Annotated in this window: 20 protein-coding genes; 9 read left to right on the top strand and 11 right to left on the bottom strand. The window is 70.4% G+C overall.

Going from position 1 to position 16,831, the window contains the following annotated elements:
- Positions 1–21: 21 nt before the first annotated feature.
- On the bottom strand, positions 22–900 hold the full coding sequence (locus ABD830_RS28750; RefSeq protein ID WP_344993942.1) for an alpha/beta fold hydrolase: 879 nt from the start codon (positions 898–900) through the stop codon (positions 22–24).
- A 235-nt stretch (positions 901–1,135) separates the two neighbouring features.
- The gene (locus ABD830_RS28745; protein ID WP_344993940.1) at positions 1,136–1,576 is read right to left on the bottom strand and encodes a DUF4396 domain-containing protein; all 441 of its coding nucleotides are present in this window, start codon (positions 1,574–1,576) and stop codon (positions 1,136–1,138) included.
- A gap of 216 nt (positions 1,577–1,792) precedes the next feature.
- On the opposite strand from ABD830_RS28745, the gene ABD830_RS28740 reads away from it, so the two are divergent.
- The 4 genes from ABD830_RS28740 (at position 1,793) to ABD830_RS28725 (ending at position 7,083) form a co-directional block, all read left to right on the top strand.
- Positions 1,793–2,305, top strand: a complete 513-nt coding sequence (locus ABD830_RS28740; protein ID WP_344993937.1) for a 2Fe-2S iron-sulfur cluster-binding protein — start codon at positions 1,793–1,795, stop codon at positions 2,303–2,305.
- Positions 2,302–3,306, top strand: a complete 1,005-nt coding sequence (locus ABD830_RS28735) for an FAD binding domain-containing protein (protein WP_344993934.1) — start codon at positions 2,302–2,304, stop codon at positions 3,304–3,306. Before ABD830_RS28740 ends, ABD830_RS28735 begins: the two co-directional genes overlap by 4 nt.
- The gene (locus ABD830_RS28730; protein WP_344993930.1) at positions 3,303–5,600 is read left to right on the top strand and encodes a xanthine dehydrogenase family protein molybdopterin-binding subunit; all 2,298 of its coding nucleotides are present in this window, start codon (positions 3,303–3,305) and stop codon (positions 5,598–5,600) included. Before ABD830_RS28735 ends, ABD830_RS28730 begins: the two co-directional genes overlap by 4 nt.
- A 79-nt stretch (positions 5,601–5,679) precedes the next feature.
- The gene (locus tag ABD830_RS28725) at positions 5,680–7,083 is read left to right on the top strand and encodes an MFS transporter (protein ID WP_344993927.1); all 1,404 of its coding nucleotides are present in this window, start codon (positions 5,680–5,682) and stop codon (positions 7,081–7,083) included.
- Positions 7,084–7,147: 64 nt separating this feature from the next.
- On the opposite strand, the gene ABD830_RS28720 is transcribed toward ABD830_RS28725, so the two are convergent.
- The 3 genes from ABD830_RS28720 to ABD830_RS28710 all read right to left on the bottom strand — a co-directional run bounded on the left by ABD830_RS28720 (position 7,148) and on the right by ABD830_RS28710 (position 9,021).
- Complete coding sequence (locus ABD830_RS28720) at positions 7,148–7,753, bottom strand: DUF305 domain-containing protein (RefSeq protein ID WP_344993924.1); 606 nt, start codon at positions 7,751–7,753, stop codon at positions 7,148–7,150.
- Positions 7,754–7,823: 70 nt separating this feature from the next.
- A complete protein-coding gene (locus tag ABD830_RS28715) occupies positions 7,824–8,234 on the bottom strand; it encodes a hypothetical protein (protein WP_344993921.1) in 411 nt (136 codons plus the stop codon).
- A 148-nt stretch (positions 8,235–8,382) separates the two neighbouring features.
- Complete coding sequence (locus ABD830_RS28710; protein WP_344993918.1) at positions 8,383–9,021, bottom strand: TetR/AcrR family transcriptional regulator; 639 nt, start codon at positions 9,019–9,021, stop codon at positions 8,383–8,385.
- 63 nt (positions 9,022–9,084) lie between these two features.
- Here ABD830_RS28710 and ABD830_RS28705 point away from each other — a divergent pair, with 63 nt between their 5' ends.
- From ABD830_RS28705 to ABD830_RS28695, 3 genes are all read left to right on the top strand, one after another.
- A complete protein-coding gene (locus ABD830_RS28705) occupies positions 9,085–9,294 on the top strand; it encodes a hypothetical protein (protein WP_344993916.1) in 210 nt (69 codons plus the stop codon).
- A complete protein-coding gene (locus ABD830_RS28700) occupies positions 9,294–9,446 on the top strand; it encodes a hypothetical protein (RefSeq protein ID WP_344993912.1) in 153 nt (50 codons plus the stop codon). Before ABD830_RS28705 ends, ABD830_RS28700 begins: the two co-directional genes overlap by 1 nt.
- Positions 9,447–9,629: 183 nt before the next feature.
- Positions 9,630–11,060: an MFS transporter gene (locus ABD830_RS28695; RefSeq protein ID WP_344993909.1), complete on the top strand. Its 1,431-nt coding sequence runs from the start codon at positions 9,630–9,632 to the stop codon at positions 11,058–11,060.
- 120 nt (positions 11,061–11,180) lie between these two features.
- Here ABD830_RS28695 and ABD830_RS28690 read toward each other — a convergent pair whose 3' ends face one another.
- The 3 genes from ABD830_RS28690 to ABD830_RS28680 form a co-directional block, all read right to left on the bottom strand.
- Positions 11,181–11,780: a TetR/AcrR family transcriptional regulator gene (locus ABD830_RS28690; RefSeq protein WP_344993906.1), complete on the bottom strand. Its 600-nt coding sequence runs from the start codon at positions 11,778–11,780 to the stop codon at positions 11,181–11,183.
- A 69-nt stretch (positions 11,781–11,849) separates the two neighbouring features.
- Positions 11,850–12,974, bottom strand: coding sequence for a serine hydrolase domain-containing protein (locus ABD830_RS28685; RefSeq protein ID WP_344993903.1), 1,125 nt, complete (start codon positions 12,972–12,974; stop codon positions 11,850–11,852).
- 108 nt (positions 12,975–13,082) lie between these two features.
- The gene (locus ABD830_RS28680) at positions 13,083–13,316 is read right to left on the bottom strand and encodes a heavy-metal-associated domain-containing protein (protein ID WP_344993900.1); all 234 of its coding nucleotides are present in this window, start codon (positions 13,314–13,316) and stop codon (positions 13,083–13,085) included.
- Between the two features lie 193 nt (positions 13,317–13,509).
- On the opposite strand from ABD830_RS28680, the gene ABD830_RS28675 reads away from it, so the two are divergent.
- On the top strand, positions 13,510–14,487 hold the full coding sequence (locus ABD830_RS28675) for a helix-turn-helix transcriptional regulator (protein WP_344993897.1): 978 nt from the start codon (positions 13,510–13,512) through the stop codon (positions 14,485–14,487).
- Positions 14,488–14,517: 30 nt separating this feature from the next.
- Here ABD830_RS28675 and ABD830_RS28670 read toward each other — a convergent pair whose 3' ends face one another.
- Both ABD830_RS28670 and ABD830_RS28665 read right to left on the bottom strand, forming a co-directional pair.
- A complete protein-coding gene (locus tag ABD830_RS28670) occupies positions 14,518–15,729 on the bottom strand; it encodes a hypothetical protein (RefSeq protein WP_344993894.1) in 1,212 nt (403 codons plus the stop codon).
- Between the two features lie 103 nt (positions 15,730–15,832).
- Complete coding sequence (locus ABD830_RS28665; RefSeq protein WP_344993892.1) at positions 15,833–16,012, bottom strand: hypothetical protein; 180 nt, start codon at positions 16,010–16,012, stop codon at positions 15,833–15,835.
- Between the two features lie 68 nt (positions 16,013–16,080).
- Between ABD830_RS28665 and ABD830_RS28660 the strand changes: the two genes are divergently transcribed.
- Complete coding sequence (locus ABD830_RS28660; protein ID WP_344993889.1) at positions 16,081–16,257, top strand: transposase; 177 nt, start codon at positions 16,081–16,083, stop codon at positions 16,255–16,257.
- A gap of 176 nt (positions 16,258–16,433) precedes the next feature.
- Here the strand turns inward: ABD830_RS28660 and ABD830_RS28655 are convergent, their stop codons facing one another.
- Positions 16,434–16,814: an ArsR/SmtB family transcription factor gene (locus ABD830_RS28655; protein ID WP_344993886.1), complete on the bottom strand. Its 381-nt coding sequence runs from the start codon at positions 16,812–16,814 to the stop codon at positions 16,434–16,436.
- Positions 16,815–16,831: the final 17 nt, after the last annotated feature.

Below are 16,831 nucleotides of genomic sequence, written 5' to 3'. Positions count from 1 at the left end.
ACCCGCAGCGCGGGGACGCGCTCAGTCCGGCTGGGGACCGAAGAAGCGGCGCAGGGCGGGGACCACCGCCTGGGGGTCACCGCCGCGATCGGCGTTCCAGGCGGCGCCGTGGCCGACACCGGCCAGCTCGACGCGCTCGGCCGCGGGGAGGAGGCCGGCCAGGGCGGCCAGTCCCGCTCGCATGTACGCCGGGCTCTGCTCGGCGCCCAGGAGCAGGACCTCGGCGTCGATGGCGGCGAAGCGCATGATGTCCTGGAGCTCCTCGACGATGGCGACCTCGTAGGGAAGCGCCCGGGCCAGCTGCTCTGTCGAGGCGTAACGCCCCGGCTCTCCCCGGGCCTCGCGGCGCAGGGCGAGGCGCATGCCGGCCTCCAGGAGGCGCCGGGGAATGAGCTCGACCAGCCGCGGGGCGAGGCGGGTGACCTTCATGGCGGTGATCAGCATGCCGGGCACGTCGTCACGGGCGGCCTCGCGGTGGAAGCGGGCGATGAGCCTGGCCGGCAGGCCGTCGAGGTAGATGGGGGGATCGAAGGCCGCCACGCGCCGGATGCCGGGCAGCGCGCGGGCGGCCTCGAGAGCCACCAGAGCGCCGGTGCTGAGCCCGAAGACGTCGGTCGCGCCGGTGGCGTCGAGCACCGCGGCGAGATCCTCGACGTCTCGCGCGACCTGATGGCCGGGCTCGAACGGACGCGGGCTCAGCCCGCGGCCGCGACGGTCGGGCAGGATCACGGTGAAGGAGCCGGAGAGCATGCCGGCCAGTTCGACGAAGTTCTCGCACGTGCCCATGGCCCCCTGGACCATGACAAGGGCCGGCCCGGTTCCCACGCTGCGGTAGCCGATGCGGGTCTTGTCGGTCGAGATGACGGCCGCATCCGTGATGGTCAATAGCGATGTAGGCATGGAAAGGCCCTTCGATCGTTCATCCGCATCCGGTAGACGTACGTGTTTCGGCCCATCGTGAAGAAGCCGGCAACCAACGTGCCGGCGCTCCACCCCCCATATTCGTGGTCATGCTATTTAGTGGCTGACCATCGGGAAACCCCTAGAAAACAGCGTGCCGCCGGCCCTGCCTAGGGGCAGGAATCCCCCGGGCCGTCGTAGGCCCGGCGGGCTGCGGTGATCGCGGGGGCGGGCGTCAGTGGTGGTAGGCGTGGACCACCGCGTGCCCCTTCCCCCGTCCGATGATCCACTTGTTGATCGGGGTCGTGATGAGGAAGGCCACCAGCAGCGAGAACGCCAGCGCGCCCCAGAACAGCACGGTCCCGAGACCGGCGTCCATGGCACCGGGGATGGTCAGCATGACGCCGTTGTCGACGATCTCCATGACGAGGATCGACAGGGTGTCGGCGGCCAGCGCCAACCGCAGCGCCGTACGCCAGTCCACGCCGGCGCGGATGAGGCCGCGGAGCGTGAGCGCGTAGCCGAAGAAGAACGCCAGGACGATGGCCAGGATGATGCTGGGCCCGTTGCCCCAGCCCAGCGCCGTGGCGATCACCATGCCGAGCACCTCGCCGATGGCGCAACCGGTCAGGCAGTGCAACGTCGCGGACGCCGCCACCCCCCAGGTCGCCTTCATCGCATGCGCTTCATGCCCGTGATCATCATGGTCGCCACCCGTACCGGGGTCGTGGGGGTCGTGTCCAGCATGGTGCATCGATTCCGACATCGTTATCTTCTCCACTCAATCGGCCACTCTCGCCCGGAGACCCTATACCCCTATGGTGTATAGAACAATGGGGTATGGTGCCCTCAGTAACTCGTACATCCATGTACGAGATAATTGGAGGGTTGGATGACTGGCCATATCCCGGTCCACCTGCACGTGAACGGGCAGGCGCACGACCTGTCCCTCGACCCCCGCGTCAGCCTGCTCGACTGCCTGCGCGAGCACCTGCGTCTGACCGGCACGAAGAAGGGCTGCGACCAGGGCGCCTGCGGCGCCTGCACGGTTCTGGCCGACGGCGAGCGGATCAACTCGTGTCTGACGCCGGCCGTCCAGTGCGACGGCATGGAGATCGTCACCATCGAGGCCATGGCGGGCCACGGGCTGGGCGCCAGGGTGCAGGAGGCGTTCCAGACGCACGACGGTTTCCAGTGCGGCTACTGCACGTCCGGACAGATCTGCTCGATCGTCGCCATGCTGGCCGAACACCGCGACGGCCGGCCGAGCGCCGAGACCGGGGACCTGACCGCGCCGGTGGTGCTCACCGATGCCGAGATCAGGGAGCGGATGGCGGGCAACCTGTGCCGGTGCGGCGCCTACAACGGCATCGTGGCCGCCGTCAGAGAGGTGGCCGGGGCATGAGGGAGTTCGCCTACGTCCGCGCGGCGGACGTGTCCGGAGCGGTCCGGCTGGCGGGACCTCAGATGAGGTACCTGGCCGGCGCGACGAACCTGTTCGACCTCATGCGGGAGGAGGTGGAGACGCCCGAGCTGGTCGTGGACATCTCGCGTCTGCCGCTGTCCGCCGTCGAGGACCTGCCGGACGGCGGGCTCCGCCTGGGGGCGCTGGCCAGCAACTCGCAGGTCGCCGCCGACGACCGGGTCCGCAGGCGCTATCCCGTACTCGCGCGGGCGCTGCTGAAAGGGGCCTCGCCGCAGCTGCGCAACCGGGCGACGGTCGGCGGGAACCTCCTGCAGCGGACGCGCTGCCGCTACTTCTACGATCTCCACGCCGCCTGCAACAAGCGGGCCCCCGGCGCGGGGTGTGCTGCGCTCGACGGGTTCAACCGCACGCATGCCGTCCTCGGGGCAAGCCCGAGCTGTGTCGCCGTGCATCCGTCCGACATGTGCGTGGCGCTGGCAGCGCTCGACGCGACCGTCAACCTCACCGGCCAGGACGGCGAACGGAGCGTGCCGATCACCGACTTCCACCGCCTGCCCGGCGAGACACCGCACATGGAGACGGTGCTGCGCGAAGGCGAACTCGTCACAAGCGTGGACCTGCCGCCGGAGCAGCCGGGCCCCGGCGACTACGTCAAGGTCAGGGACCGGGCCAGCTACGCGTTCGCGCTGGTGAGCGTCGCCGCGTCACTGAGGGTCGAGAACGGCCGGATCGCCAGGGCACGTATCGCGCTCGGCGGGGTGGCGCCCAGGCCGTGGCGCGCGTACGCGGCCGAGGAGCTCCTGGTCGGCGCGGCGACGGGCGAGGCGGCGGCGGGCGAGGCGGCGGCGGGCGAGGCGTTCGGGCGGGCCGCCGAGGAGGCGGTCGCCGGAGCGGCCCCGCTGGAGCACAACGCGTTCAAAGTCGAACTGGCCCGGCGGCTGGTCCGGCGTACCCTCATCGAACTGGCAGGTCGCTCATGAACGTCGCCGCACGCTGTTTCAGCCTCGCCACGCGAGCCATGGGCAAGGTGGCCAGACTCCTGCCCGACGGCCGCCACGACCCGCTGTCCGCCCGGACCGGCGAGATCGGCCGCGACGTCGACCGGCTCGACGGTCCGGCGAAGGTGTCGGGCGGCATCCGGTACACCGCCGACCACGCCCTCGCCCGGCTCGCCTACGCCGTCCCCGTGCCCAGCGCGATCGCCAAGGGCCGCATCACCGCCGTCGACTCCTCCCGGGCGCTCGCGGCACCCGGCGTGGTGCTGGTGATGACCCATGAGAACGCGCCGCCGATGAAGCCCACCGGCGCGTACGCCACGCTCAAAGGCCCGGTCGCCGCTGCCGCCATGAGCCTGCCGATCATGAACACGGACCGGGTCTTCTGGCACGGCCAGCCGGTCGCCGTCGTCGTGGCCGAGACGCAGGAGCAGGCGGAGCACGCGGCCCGGCTCGTCAAGGTCGAGTACGCCCACGAGCCCGCACGGCTGTCGATGACGGACGAGGGGGCCTACACGCCGGCACACTCCGTACTGGAGGAGTCGAAGACCGTGGTCGGCGACGTGCGCGCGGGGCTGGCCGACGCGGCCGTCACCGTGCGAGGCGTCTACACCACCCCGCTCGAGTACCACAACGCGCTGGAACCCCACGCCACCGTGGCCGCCTGGGACGGCGACGAACTCACCGTCCACGACACCGCGCAGTACCCCTACGGGGTCAAGGAGATGCTGGCCAAGAAGTTCGGCCTGCCGCTGCGCCGGGTCCACGTGCTGGCGCCCTACATAGGCGGCGGCTTCGGCGGCAAGACGCCCGCCTGGCCGCACGTGGCGCTCACCGTGGCCGCCGCCAGACTGGCGGGCCGCCCGGTCAAGCTCGTGCTGTCACGTACGAACACGTTCCACATGACCGGCGGCCGGGCGCCCACCCGCAGCAGCATCGCGCTGGGCGCGGACGAGCGGGGACGCCTGACCGCCATCGTGCACGACGCCCTGGCCACCTGCACGACGGACGAGTTCGCCGAGGCCGCGATCGCCTCCTCCCGGCACCTGTACGCGTGCCCCAACATCGCCGCGCACCAGCGGGTCGTACGGGTGGACCGCATCCAGAACGCCTTCTTCCGCGGCCCGGGCGTGACCCCGGGGTCGTTCGCGCTGGAGTCGGCCATGGACGAGCTCGCCTGGGAACTCGGCCTCGACCCGCTCGAGCTACGCCTGCGCAACGAACCCGGCCGCGACCCGATCTCCGGCCGCCGCTTCACCAGCCGTCACCTGCGCGAGGCATACGCGCTCGGCGCGGAGGCGTTCCGCTGGGGCGAGCGCGCCCCCACGCCGAGCGCGACCCGCGACGGGCACTGGCTCGTCGGACAGGGCATGGCCGCCGCCATCAACCCAGACGCCGTACTCGTCGCCGCGGTCAAGCTCCGGCTCTCCGCCGACGGCACCGTCACCATCCACAGCAGCACGAACGAGCTCGGCGCCGGCACCTCAACCGCCCAGACCCAGGCCGCGGCCCAGCGACTCGGCGTCCCCATGCACAGGATCCGCTTCCTGCACGGCGACTCCGACGTGGCCAAGACCCGCATCCCCGGAGCCTCGGCCGCCACGACCACCCTCGCCTCGGCCATCTGGTCGGCCCGCGACGAGCTGGTACGCGAACTGCTCAAGCTCGCCGAGGACACACCACTGGCCGGGCGCAGAGCCGAGGAGGTGGAGACGCGTGACGAGGGGCTCTTCACCCGGGACGGTCGCGGGGAGACGTACCGGCGGATTCTGGAGCGGGCCGGACGCGACCATGTGGAGGTGACGGGCAGGTCGGCGCTGCCGTTCCAGACGATCAAGCGAGGCACCAGCACCTACGGCGCGCACTTCGCGGAGGTGCGGGTCGACGAGGACACCGGCGAGGTACGGGTCTCACGCTGGGTCGGCGCGTTCGACGGCGGTCGCATCGTCTCGCCGAAGCAGGCCGCGAGCCAGATGCGCGGCGGCATCATCCAGGGCATCGGCATGGCGCTGATGGAAGAGACACTGCTCGACGAGCGCTCAGGCCGGATCGTCAACGCCGGCCTGGCCGAGTATCACATCCCCACGCACGCCGACGTCCCGGACATCGAGGTCCGTTTCGTGGACCTGCCCGACCCGCAGACGCCGCTCGGCGCCAAGGGCATCGGCGAGCTGGGCATCGTGGGCGTGGCGGCGGCCATCGCCAACGCGATCTACCACGCCACCGGCAAGAGGGTGCGCGACCTGCCCATCACCCCGGACAAACTGCTCCAGCTCTAACCCCTACCCGGCATATCGGAACCCTACGCCGGTATGGTTCCATTAAGCCGTACATCAATGTTCAAGTTATGGAGGACGCATGAAGGACAAAGGCTGGGCCGTACTGGTCCTGCTCTGCCTGGCGCAGTTCATGTTGATCATCGACATCACCGTGGTCCAGGTCGCGCTGCCCACGATCGGCACCGACCTGGCGCTCACCCGCGAGGCGCTCACCTGGGTCGTGACCGCCTACACGCTCTGTTTCGGCGGGCTCATGGTGCTGGGCGGCAGGCTGGCCGACGCGGTCGGCGCCCGGCGGACGATGCCGGCGGGGCTGGCCCTCTTCAGCCTCGCGTCGCTGCTGTGCGGGCTGGCCACGACCGGATCGCTGCTGGTGGCGGGCAGGGCGCTGCAAGGCGTCGGCGCCGCGCTGCTCTCCCCCTCCGCGCTCGCCCTCATCACCACCACGTTCGAAGGCGAGCGACGCAATCGCGCGCTGGGCGTGTGGGCGGCCATCGGCGGCACCGGGGCGGCCCTCGGCGTGCTGCTGGGCGGCGTCCTCACCGCGGGCCCCGGCTGGAAGTGGGTCTTCTTCGTGAACGTCCCCATCGGCGTGATCCTGCTCGTGGCCATTCCGTCCCTCGTCGACGCCGGCAGCCCACACGGGAAGCGGCAGCGGCTGGACATACCGGGCGCGCTCTCCGTCACCCTGGCCACCGCCCTGCTCATCTACGGCCTCGTCACCGCGGGAGACGCCGGCTGGAGCGCCTGGGCCACGCTCGTCCCGCTGCTCGGGGCGGTGGTGATCTACGGAGGGTTCGTGCTGATCGAGCGCACCGCCCGCAATCCCTTGATGAGGGCGGAGACCCTCGCCCGCCGCCCGGTGATCTCCGGCACCTTCGTCATGCTGCTGGCCACCGGTCTCATGCTGGGACTGTTCTTCCTCAGCTCGCTCTACCTCCAGCACGTCCTCGGCTTCAGCGCCCTGCGGACCGGGCTGACGTTCCTGCCGGTCGCCATCGCCATCACCCTCGGCGCCCACCTCGGCGGCCACCTGATCGGGAAGGTCGGCGGCAGGCCGATCGCGGTCGCGGCCTTCGTGCTGACCGCCGTGGGGGCTGCGCTCATGACGCGGATCTCACCGGAGACGAGCGCCTACACCACCCTGCTGCCCGGCTTCGTCATCGCGGCGTTCGGCATCGGCCCGGCGTTCGTCACCGCCACCACGACGACCATGGCCAACGTCCCGCACGGGGAGACCGGCGTCGCCTCGGGCGTGATCAACACCTTCCACGAACTGGGCGGCTCCATCGGGGTGGCCGTCGTCTCCACGGTGGCGGCCGCCAGCCTGGCCCCCAATGTGGCAGCCGGTGCGGCGGGAATCGGCGGGTTCACCTCGGGGCTGACGCTCTGCGCGGTGGCGGCGGGCGCCGCGGCCGTCATCTCGCTCGTCCTGGTGCCGAAGGGCAGACCGGCGGCCGCCTTCGTGGGCCACGGCCACTGAGCCGTCATCCACCTGGACGATCCAGGTCCGCCCGGGCGCGCGTCGCGCCCGGGCGGACCTGACATCAGAGCCGGTCGAGGATCTTCTGCAACTGCTCCACCTCGGTCCGCTGGGTGGACTCGATCGCCTTGGCCAGCTCCTTGGCCTGCGGGTTCGAGCCGTTGGCCTGCTCGGTCCCGGCCATCTCGATCGCGCCGTCGTGGTGGGCGATCATCTGCTTGGCGAACAGCTTGTCGAACTCCTTGCCCTTGGCGGCATCGAGCTTCTTCATGTCCTCCTCAGACATGAGGCCCGGCATGCTGTGCCCCATGCCCGACTCAGCGGGCTTGCCCCACTCGGCCAGCCAGCCTTTCATTGTCTGGATCTCCGGGTCCTGAGCCGCCTTGATCTTCGCCGCGAGCTCCTTGATCTCCGGGTCGCTCGCGCGCGTCGGGGCCAGCTCGGCCATCTCGACCGCCTGCTCGTGGTGCGGGATCATCATCTGCGCGAACATGACGTCCGCGTCGTTGAAGGTGCTCGACGGCTGCGCGCTCGCGGTGGTGGCGGCAGGCGCGCTCGCGCTGCTCATCCCCTCGTGCGCGGCCATGGAGTCGCCGTTGCCGCCGCAGGCGGTCAGCAGGGCGAGCGTGCCGGCGGCGACGGTGAAGGACATCGTGCGGTTGATACGCATGGTTGATCGTTCTCTCGATGTGTGGGAACTGTCGGCCTGATCGCGGACCGTCGTCCGCGCGGTCATCGGCCTATATGCGCAGCATCGAGAGACCGGCCAGCCTCACAGACGTGGGCTTCGGCGGCGGCCTGGCCACCTGCCGCACGGGCGGGGGGCCTCCGACGCCGTCATACGTCGACCGCCCCACTCTGGCCCAGGCCGCCATCAGCAGCATGACCAGGAACGACGTCAGTATCGCCAGGCATACGCTGGTCGGGTCGAGCCCCGGCATCTCATGCTCGGGAACGAACGCCCGGAGCCCCGCCGGGACGACAAGAAGGGGTTCCTCCCCGACGCTCATCCCGTGCGCGTCGGACGAGGGGCGGCTGTGCCGGCCGTGGACGTGGCCCAGGGTGTGCATGCCGTACACGCCCATAGCGAGGACGACGAGCAGGAACGCGCGCGCGACTCGCAGCACGAGGCGTCGCCGCGCAACCCCCACCGGCCCTCCCTGGACAATCGGCACATCGTTAGCAGCAGTGTACTAACTAGCCTCGTAGCATCCTGCCAAGGACCGGCCGGAGTTCTGCCATTACGTCGGGCCTTCCACGCAAAGACATAGTAGATAGCGCGGCGCCGCAGGAACCGGCTCAGCCCACCCCCTCGCACAGCTGGGTGTGCAGGGTTCCGTACGCCCAGGCTTCCCACTCGACCGGCGACCAGCCGCGGTCGCGGACGAAGACGAGGTACAGGTCGGGGCTGAGCAGGCAGTACAGCAGGTCGGCCGCCATCGCGGCGGACAGCCCGGGGCGGGCGCCGGGCTTGGCGACCAGGGCCTGCGCGGCGGCCGTCTGCACCGTGAAGCGCGGATCCTCACCGGTCGGCCACATCGTGGCGATCTCGGGATCGTTGGCGGCGGCGGTCTCGAGGAGTTTCGCGATGGGGGCGACCCGGTCGAGGATCAGCCTGGTGCCGTGCACGTGCTGCCGCAGCTGGTCCGCAGCCGTCGCCGCCGCGCACGCCTCGCGGAACCAGGGACGGTCCATGGTGGCGATCGGCTCGTCGTCACCGGCGATGGTGGTGTCGACCAGTTCCTTCAGCAGCGCGCGCTTGTTGCGGAAGACGAAATAGATCGTCTGCACGGCGACGCCGGCCCGGTCGGCGACGTCCTGGAGGTTCGTGGCCCCATATCCATGCTCGAGGAACAGCTCCCGCGCCGCCGCGACGATCTTCGCGCGGGTCTGTCGGGATCGTTCGGTCCGCTTGTCCAGCCGCTTGACAGTGCTCACAGCTCAAGTCTATATCTAGAGTTGATATCTAGAGATAAACTCTAAATAGTTCCGGAGGACGAGATGAAGCTGGCTCAGATCACCTGGCGGCTCAGCAGCCTGGGAGGGCGCTCCGAACACGGCCGCGAGCTCGCCGTCAAGCGCACGCTGCAGGCCTACTACCTGTCCGGCAAGCCGCCGTGGGACAGCGGCATCCCGGCTCCCGAGCTCGTCGCCGCGGTCGAGGGGCCGTACGCGTTGCCTCCCGGGCCACTCCCGGTGCCCGGCTGCTGATGTTCGGGTACGGCCCGGAAGCGTTCGACGACGGCTTCACCGGCGTCACCGCCGACGAACTCCGCAGCCGCTTCACCGGCTGGGAACTCACCGACGTCACCCCTGGCACCAATCGCGTACCCACGTCCTGGTTCACGCTGCATCGCCGTTGAACCAGCACGGCGAATGGCTCCGAGCCGATCGGCTCGGAGCCATTCGCATGGAAGGGCCGGCAGGCGCCGACGCCGGGCAGGAGGTCGAGGCACCAAGCCGCTTGACAGATACCCCCCCATGGTATTTATTAAGCCTCGTTCGGGTACCCCACCCAGGTATATGAGTCGAACTTGGAGACCCTCATGTCCGCACCATCCCCACGGCGATGGACCGCCCTGGCCCTGATCGCCCTGGCCCAGTTCATCGTCATCATGGACACGTCGATCATCGGCGTGGCCCTGCCCCGCATCCAGGAGGACCTCGGCTTCACCCAGGAGAGCCTGTCCTGGGTGTTCAACGCCTATGTCGTCGCCTTCGGCGGGCTGCTGCTGCTCGGCGGACGCCTGTCCGATCTGTTCGGCGCCCGCCGGCTGTTCGCGGCCGGATGGCTGATCCTGCTCGCCGGCTCCCTGGTCGCCGGCGTCGCCCCCGAGGTGTGGGTGGAGCTGACCGGCCGCGCCGTCCAGGGCGTCGGCGCGGCCCTGATCGCCCCGTCCGCCCTCACCCTGCTGATGATGCTGTTCGGCCACGACCCCAGAGAGCTCACCAAGGCCCTCGCCCTGTACGGCGCCGCCGCACCGGCGGGCGGCACCGCAGGCGTGTTCCTCGGCGGCGTCATCACCGAGTACCTGAGCTGGCCCTGGGTCTTCTACATCAACATCCCCATCGCCCTGCTCGCCCTGCTCACCACCGGCCCGCTCATGCCGGCCGCCCAGACCCAGCGCGGCTCCATCGACATCACCGGCGCACTCACCGTCACCGCCGGCCTGGGCGCCGCCGTCTACGCCATCGTCCGCGCACCCGAGATCGGCTGGGACTCGCCCCAGACCTGGCTCGTGCTCGCCGCCGCCGTCGTCCTGCTCGGCGCCTTCGTCGCCATCCAGGCCCGCCGCCGCGAGCCCCTGATGCGGCTGTCCATCTTCCGCACCCCCGACCTGGCCGCCGCCAACCTCACCCAGCTCCTGCTCGGCGGGGCCTGGATCCCCATGTGGTTCTTCCTCAACCTCTACCTGCAGCAGGTCCTCGGCTACAGCGCCTTCCCCAGCGGCGCCGCCCTCCTGCCGATGACCGTCCTGATCATGCTCGGCATGATCACCATCGCCCCCCGAGCCATCAACCGGTTCGGCCCCAAGACGACCACCATCACCGGCCTGATCCTGCTCGCCGCAGGCATGGCCTGGCTCTCACTCATCAGCCCCGACGGCAGCTTCACCGCCGACGTCCTGCCCGCCAGCCTCGTCGCCGCACTCGGCATGTCGCTGGCCTTCATCCCCTCCCTCGGCACCGCCATCTCCTCCGCCCGCCCCGAGGAAGGCGGGCTCGCCTCCGGCATCGTCAACACCAGCTACCAGGTGGGCAGCGCCCTCGGCCTGGCCGCCATGACCGCCGTCGCCGCCGCCAACGGCGCCGCCCAACTCGGCAACCTGCCGGCGCTGACCAGCGGCTTCTCCTCCGCCTTCATCGGAGCGTCGGCCATCGCCCTCGCAGGCGCCCTGCTCGCGGCGGCGACCCTCCGTACCCGCAGAACGGCACAGCCGGCAGCCGCCGACGAGACCGCCACCTCCCGCACCTGACACACCGCCGACCATCCCGTGCATACGGCTCATGGCCCCGGCTCCTGGACTTCCAGCGAGCCGGGGCACACGGCTGAACGCCCTGACATCACCGCGCCGACGCGGCTCCGCCTGAGCGGATCACCCTTCGGCCGGCGAGAGCAGCGACAGCATGGTCTTGATCAGCACCGGCTCGACCTCCTCGGGCGCCAGCCGCCCCGCCTCGCGCTCCTGCGCGGCACTGTGGATGATCGAGAAGAACGTCGTCACCAGCCAGGCCAGCGGCAGGTCGGTCCGGAAGTCGCCGTCGCGCTGCCCGCGCGCGATGAGCCGCTCCACCCGCTGCAACGGCCGGTCATGGTGCTCCCGGATCCGCTCCGTGGCCAGGACCCGGTCGGCGGCCAGGAACAGGCGGCGGTGCCGGTCGAGCACCTCCCAGGACGACCGCAGCAGCCCCGCCATGGCCTCCGGAGCGGGTGCCGTGTCGATCGACTCGTCCGCCAGCACCGCGTCCGCCACGTCGACCGCGTGATCGAGCACCGCGTCCAGCAGCGCCTCCCGCGACGGGAAGTGACCGTACAGCGTCACTCTCCCCACTCCCGCGGCCTTGGCGATGTCGGCCACGCTCGCCGCGGCGTCAGCGCTGAGCAGCCGGGTCGCCGCGGCGAGGATCGCGGCGATGTTGCGCTCGGCGTCCGCGCGCCGAGCGGGTACGGGCTGTCGTGCCGCTGTCCTCACCATGCGATCCACCCTACGACGGCGGCCCCGCTGCCACGGGCCCCCCATGGCTTGGGGGGTGACGCGGCCGGGTCAGTCCTCGCCCACCACGCTCAGGTCGTCGCCCAGCGCGGCGGCGATCTCCGCGGCGCGCGAGTGATCGTCCAGCCGTCGCGTCACATAGGCACAGCCGTGGTGGTGCTTGAGCGACCACCAGGCCGCCGAGCCGCCGATCCCGCCCTTGGCGATCTTGCCGCGGTCTCGGACGAAGCCCAGCGTCCAGGTGATCCTGGTGCCGAAGACCTCGTCGACATCCGTGACCTGGGAAGCGAGGAGCTCGGCGTGCAGCTCCGGCCCGAGCAGGGCGCGCACCGGGCCGTCCGCTTCGATCAGCCGGGAGAAGAACCGCGCCATGGCGGTCGCCGTCGTGTGCAGGTTGACCGCCCCGAACACCGCCTGCCGCCAGGCCCTGGAGTTCGCCCGCTCGACGTCCAGGGTCCCGTCGGGAATCTGCAGCCACGGCGCGGCATGCAGCCGGCGCGGCCATTCCGGGTCGGCGTACTCCAGATCGGCGACGCGCTCGAGCGCGTCATCCGGCACCCCGAACCAGGCGTCGAGCCCCAGCGCGGGCCGTATCACCCCGTTGAACAACTCCCCCAGGGTGGTGCCGGCACCGGCGCGCAGGATCCCGTCCACCAGGTGCCCGTAGGTCAGCGCGTGCTCCCCGAGCGACGTTCCGGGAGCGTACTCCGGCGCCGCCTGCACCAGGCTTTCGCGTAGTCCGGCATCATCGAGCAGGTCCAGGCCCGCGGCCTCATCAGGGAACCGCGGCTGCCCGGCCCGGTGCGTGAGCACCTGGCGCAGCGTGGTGTGCTCCTTGCCCCTGACCCCGTATGCGGGCCAGTATCCGGCTATCGGCTCGTCCAGCGTCAGCGCGCCGTCGCGCACCGCCACCAGGGCGGCGAGCGTCACGAACGCCTTCGACAGCGAGTACGGCTGGACGAGGGTGTCGGTGCGCCAGGCACGGTGCCGCGCGGCGTCGGCCCATCCCCCGTTCAGCCGGACGACCTCCCGGCCGTCCCGCCAGACCGACACTCCGGCCCCGGTCTCCCGTCCGTCGTGCACCAGTCGCTGGAACGCTTCGAGCACCTTGTCGTACCCGTCCGCGACGAACCCTTCGACCGGTGCCGCAGCGGATATCCCCGACTCTTGCCCCACTCCATACCCCCTATACGTATGTCCCTTCTCGAAATATACGTAGGCAGGGTATGAACGACAATCCTCCAGAAGCCGGGCGTGCCGGCTTCCGGAGGGTTGTCGGCGCCGTCAGGAGTTCAGGACATCGCATCCGGCGGCCGCGATCGCGTCCTTGACTCGGCTGTCGTCGACAGGACCGTCGGTCAGGATGCTGACCTTCGACTCCTCGAGGTTCAGGTCCACGCCCACGACGCCGGGCACCAGGATGAGCTCGGACCGGATGCTCGCCAGGCAGTGCTCGCAGCTCTTCGTGGACAGCCCGCTGACGTGGTAGGTGACCAGACTGTAGGCGACAGTGATCATCCATGCTCCCAGTGTTGAAATGGTTGGAAACGGCGCGCCTGCTGAAGATCTTGCCCGCAGCGGGAGTCCCGTGACAGGCTTCGGGGCCTTCCGAGTCACGCCATGGCGAGAAACAGACATGTCGGGGCTTGGAGAAGCGCATGGCGCTATGTCATGGTTTCCGCGTTTGTTCGGCAACGACAGGGACCGCCACATGACCGATGCCTCGCCCACCGAGGAAGACCGCCTCGCCCAGGCCCTGTACGAACGCGTCCACACCAGAGGCGAAACCGTCGCCGACGCGTCCGCCGCGCTGGGCCTCACCGAGGCCCAGCAGAACACCGTGCGGGACCGCCTGATCCACCTCGGCCTGCTCAGCCCCGGATCCCAGCTCAGCGTCGAGGCGTCCGCGGCCCTGGCACTCAGCCTGGAACGCAGCCATCGGGCCCTGGACAAGCTGGTCGAACAGCACGTCCTGACCGCCTCTCTGGCCAGGAACTACCTTGGACTCAGCCGGCAGTCCGACGACGACACATCAGTGCACTTCTATCCCCGGCAGGAGCGCGCCACCCGCCTCAACCAGCGGCTCAACGAGCTGGCGGAGATGGCGCAGCACGAGATAGCGGAGCTGCACCCGGCCGCGAACTGGACCCCGCAGAGGCTGGACGGCGGCGTCGAGCGCAACAAGGTCTCGCTGAGCAGAGGCGTCCGTATCCGCAGCATCCACGCACAGATCTCGCTGTCCGACCCGCTCGTGCGCGATCATCTGCGCGCACGGGCGTCGGAGGGCATCGAGATCCGGGTCGCTCCCATCGTCCCGACACGCATGCTCGTGTACGACCGGCGCATCGCGATCATCCAGGCCGACCCCGAGGATCTCGAAGCCGGCGCCGTGCTGATCCGCGGCGGCAACGTGGTCAGATCTCTGGCCGCGATCTACGACTACCTCTGGCTGACGGCCTCGGAGCCGCAGGACGTACCGCGATCGGTGCACGGCATGGCGCTGACCGAGCAGCAGCACGCGGTCCTGCGCCTGCTGGCGACCGGCGCCAAGGACGACGCGATCGCCCGCAAGCTGGGCGTGTCGAACCGCACCGTGACCCGGGTCGTCGCCGAGCTGACGGCGATCCTGGGGGCGGAGAGCCGCTTCCAGGCCGGCGTACGCGCGGCCAAGCTCGGCTGGCTGGACTAGATCCTGATCAGTTATCCGTGTCGCGCGGGGTCAGTCGCCGTGCAGGCCGTCCGGGTCGCAGTAGTCGACCTCGTTCGTCGGCCTGAAGCTGGAGACGATGAGCTCCCGCTTGAACGGGCCGCCCTTCGGCACGTCCTCGGCCGACACCTCCAGCGTGAACGTCTGCATCGCCCGCAGCGCGCGGCCGGCGATGACGACCGGACGGCGCACCAGGTAGATCGCGGAGAAGGGGCAGCAGTAGTAGCTGCCGAACGGCTTCCCCTGGGCGTCGGTGGCGAAGGTAATCGCGCCGTTGTGCCGGGCGGCGTCGATCTCGGCCTGGATGCGCAAGGTGAGGGCGGGGGCAGGGTCGTAGTCCCACATCTCCTTGATCGCCTGGTGCGCCCGCGGGTCGGCCTGCCAGAAGCTCCGCTTCTGCGGATCGGTCAGGCACCACGGGTCGAAGTTGCGGGCGTCGGAGACCCTCAGGTTCGCGGGCGGGACGGCCTGCCGTACATCCGGTCCCTTGTAGCCGGTGATCAGACCGGGCATCGCGATCAGCTGGCCGAGGTGGTAGTAGATCTCCAGGGCTCGCTGCAGGCGCTGCTCGATGGCCTCGTGCATGCGCGGCGCCGGGTCGGCGTCGAGCAGGCCTTCGGCGTAGTCGGCGGTCGTCGCCGCCTCGGCGGCGAGCTGGCGCAGCCGTTCCAGCGCGGGGCGGTGCCTGTCGGCGTCGGCGACGGTCTGTTCGAAGACGCCGAGCGCGACCTCGGCGTGCTGACGGATCGCGCGTGAGGCGGCGAGCATGCCCTTCAGGTGCGGCAGCGGGCAGGGGCTGGCCTCGGCCCATTCGGGCAGGTCAGCGGGGAGCAGCAGCTCGTTCTCCACCAGGTAGCGGGAGTTCCCCGCGGCCTGGCGGGCTCGTGAGACCCAGTTCTCCACCTGGGAGAAGCAGGCGTCGACCTGCAGAGCGGTGACCTGCGGCACGTAGCCGACGGTGCTCGGGTCGGCGGCATAGTCGGCGTCGAGCAGGTGCTCCCCGATGGCCTGCAGAACGAACGCGTTCCACGTGCACAGCAGCTGCCCGGCGGCGGCCTGCGGGCCGTGCCACAGGTTCACCCCCTCGGCGGCTAACCGGGAGCGCAGCGCCTCGGCCCGCTCCAGCTCTGTGTAGACGAGCCCGCCCGCCCGGCGATAGGCCTCGAGCTCGTCGGCCCGGACCTCTCCCTTGAACGCCGCCGTCATCCGCGTCATGAACGACATGCATGCCTCCCCGTTGTTCCCCTTTCGTCGTAGCGTACGGGCGGGCATGATCCCCCAGCCGGAACATTTCGATCACGACTTATGAACACCGCCGTGGCCGCGCTCACGTACGCGGTGCACGTGACCGGGCCAGCCGTAGGGCGAGCAGCGCGACCAGCAGGTAGGCGACCGCGGCCAGCCGTTGATCGCCGAGCGGGTCCGGCGCGCCGGGCGGGGCCGCCAGCAGGAGCAGCACGCCGGCGCGCGGGATGGACAGGCTGAAACCCAGCAGCTCGTGGTACACGAGCAGGTTCGGGACGGGCAGCGCGATGATCGATCTCTGACAGGGTCAGCAGGTAGCTCAGCAGGCCCGTGACCACCCAGCCGAGCGACCACCGGCCGGCCGCGCGCAAGCAGGCCGCTTTCTGGGGCGAGGCGGGCGGGGTGGCGAACAAGCTGTGGTCCGGCTCGTACTTCGCCGGGTCGGTGGGCGGTGCTCCGTTGTCGATCATGCGCCAGTACATCGAGCAGCAGAACCCACCCCGCTGAGCCGCACAGACACCGGTTCGCCCGGCGGCGAATCGACTGCTCCTGCCCCACTACGCGGGACGGTCCACTTCACCCCTGACGCCGCCCGTCGAGCCGGGTCGCGATCAGGGCGAAGGAGGCCGCCAACCGCCACCGGTGACGGCTTCCGGCGTGCCCGTGTCCGTGTCCGGCGCCCATCAGGTGCTCCCGTCGCGTTCGGGGTGAATGGCGTCGGTGTGCTCGGTGTGGGCGAGCGCCAGGTCGAGCAGCATCCGTACGTGCGGGTCCTCCAGGCGGTAGTAGGCCATCCGGCCGGAGCGGCGCGCGGCGACGATGCGGTGCGCGCGCAGCAGCCGCAGGGCGTGGGAGACGGCCGACTCGCTCTGGCCGGTGACCGCGGCCAGGTCGCATACGCACAGCTCGCCGTCGAGCAGGGCGACCAGCAGCCGCAGCCGGTTGGGGTCCGACAGCAGGCCGAAGATGTCCGCGGTGTCGGTCAGGTCCTCGGCGGCCGGCATCCGTTCGCACACGGCGGCCACGCGGTCGGCGTCCACTACCTTGGCAGCACATCCATCCATCGCCAACACGCCCTCAT

Origin of the sequence: Nonomuraea helvata (genome assembly GCF_039535785.1) — a bacterium.
GTDB classification, from domain to species: domain Bacteria; phylum Actinomycetota; class Actinomycetes; order Streptosporangiales; family Streptosporangiaceae; genus Nonomuraea; species Nonomuraea helvata.
Note: the sequence above shows the minus strand (reverse complement) of the source record. Positions and strands in the feature narration are given on the sequence as shown.